Raw genomic sequence first — 1,818 nt, forward strand, 5'->3', positions numbered from 1 at the left:
CCCCCGACCCGACACTCGGAGGTCGGGAGAGCCGACTACATGGGGAAGCGGTCAGCGGTAGTTGAATTGTTCTTGGGCGACATGGGCTCCATTCAACGGGAGTCACGGCCTTCTATTCTAAGAGAAGATCAGCTGACCATGGAAACGAAACTTGAACAAATAGCAGTGAAAGCTTGGCGCGAGCCAAATCTTCGCTTCACCTCGTTGGCCCATCACATCACGCGCGATCGAATGCAAAAGAATCTATTACAGATTCCGAAGCGCTCCGCCGCCGGGGTGGACGGACAGACGGTGGAGACGGCGAGGGAGCTTCGACGGATGGATCGAGCCGATGCTCCAATCCATCCACCGACAGGGATATCGCGCGCCGAACATTCGGCGTGTCTATATCCCCAAGCCCGGTAAGACGGAGAAGCGCCCCCTCGGGGTTCCAACTGTTGCCGACCGGGCGCTACAGCGCAGCACGGCTGAGGTGTTGTCCGCCATCTACGAGCAGGACTTCTTGCCCTGCTCGTTCGGCGGCAGGCCGAAGCTCAGCGCCCATCACGCCCTGGCGACCCTCAATGAGGTCATCGCCGGCGGCATGATCAGCTGGGTGTTGGAGGCGGATTTGAAGAACTTCTTCGGGAGTCTCGATCATGATTGGGTCCTCCGGTTTGTCGAACATCGAGTCGGTGATCCGCGCCTGATCAGCTTGATCCGGCGCTGGTTGAAAGCGGGTGTCTTGGAAGACGGAGCGGTGCATCCGAGCGAACAAGGAACGCCACAAGGCGGATCGATCAGTGTGCTTTTGAGCAACCTCTCCTTCATTACGTTCTCGACCTCTGGTTCGAACGCGTGGTGAAGTGGCGCTATATCGACGACTTTGTGATCTGCTTCCAATATCGATCGGACGCCATCCGCGTACAGGAGGCCTTGCGTCTTCGGTTGGGGAAGTTCGGCCTCACTCTAGAGCCGACCAAGACCAAGTTGGTCGAGTTTGGTCGGTTCGCGCAAAGACACGCGGGCAAACGCGGCAGAAACTGCCCGGAAACAATCTACTTTCTGGGTCTAACGCTCTATTGCACGCGAAACCAAAGAGGCAACTTCAAGGCTGGGATGCGTACCGAGAAATCTCGGCTAAAGCGCAGCCTTATGTCTCTGCAGCTGCTGATGCGGCGAATACGGCATCACAAGATCAGTGACCAGGCCGATGAAATCAACGTCGTCCTGCGCGGCCATTATGGCTATTACGGCGTCGCCGGAAACCTCCGGAGCCTCGTAAAAGTTTATCGGGCAGTGGAGCGTTACTGGCGCGGAATGCTGCGCAGCCGCAGCTGGGCAGGCCGACGCCTCACTTGGGACGCCTTCAACCAAATCAAAGAACGGACACCGTTGCTGAAGCCTAGAGCATGATGTTTTTGACTGGAATCGGGGTTCCCAGAGCGGGCGATTTCTGATTCAAGCTCCATGCTGGAGTGCGGAGGCCAGCATGGATGACGCGCCCCTATTCGGAAGACATCCGTGAACGTGCCTTGGCTCGCGCTGACGCGGGCGAGACGGTTCGTTCGATCGCGAAGGCGCTACAGATCAGCCCCTCGTGTGTGACGAAGTGGAAGAACCTAAGGCGTGATACCGGAGGCCTGGCGCCCGGCCAGATCGGCGGCCACAAGAAGCGGGTTCTGTCGGATGCCAACGCCGACTGGCTGCGCAAACGCATTCGCTCGGGGCCATTCACCTTGCGCAAGCTGACGCAGGAGCTGGCCGCACGGGGGATCAAGACAGACGTGCGGGCGGTGTGGACTTTTGTTCACGCCGAGGGGCTCAGCTTCAAAAAAA

General features: G+C 58.6%; 3 protein-coding genes. All 3 read left to right on the top strand.

Annotated elements, in window-relative coordinates:
* Nucleotides 1-331 precede the first annotated feature (331 nt).
* Nucleotides 332-844, top strand: a complete 513-nt coding sequence (locus AOQ71_RS49650; RefSeq protein WP_283809582.1) for a reverse transcriptase domain-containing protein — start codon at nucleotides 332-334, stop codon at nucleotides 842-844.
* Entirely contained in the window at nucleotides 841-1,395 is a 555-nt protein-coding gene (locus AOQ71_RS49655) for an RNA-dependent RNA polymerase family protein (RefSeq protein ID WP_283809583.1), read from the top strand. Before AOQ71_RS49650 ends, AOQ71_RS49655 begins: the two co-directional genes overlap by 4 nt.
* Before the next feature lie 80 nt (nucleotides 1,396-1,475).
* Nucleotides 1,476-1,818: helix-turn-helix domain-containing protein (locus AOQ71_RS08105; RefSeq protein ID WP_057742297.1), on the top strand; the 343-nt coding region annotated here is incomplete at its 3' end.

The organism is Bradyrhizobium manausense, assembly GCF_001440035.1.
In the GTDB taxonomy this organism is placed as follows: Bacteria; Pseudomonadota; Alphaproteobacteria; order Rhizobiales; family Xanthobacteraceae; genus Bradyrhizobium; species Bradyrhizobium manausense.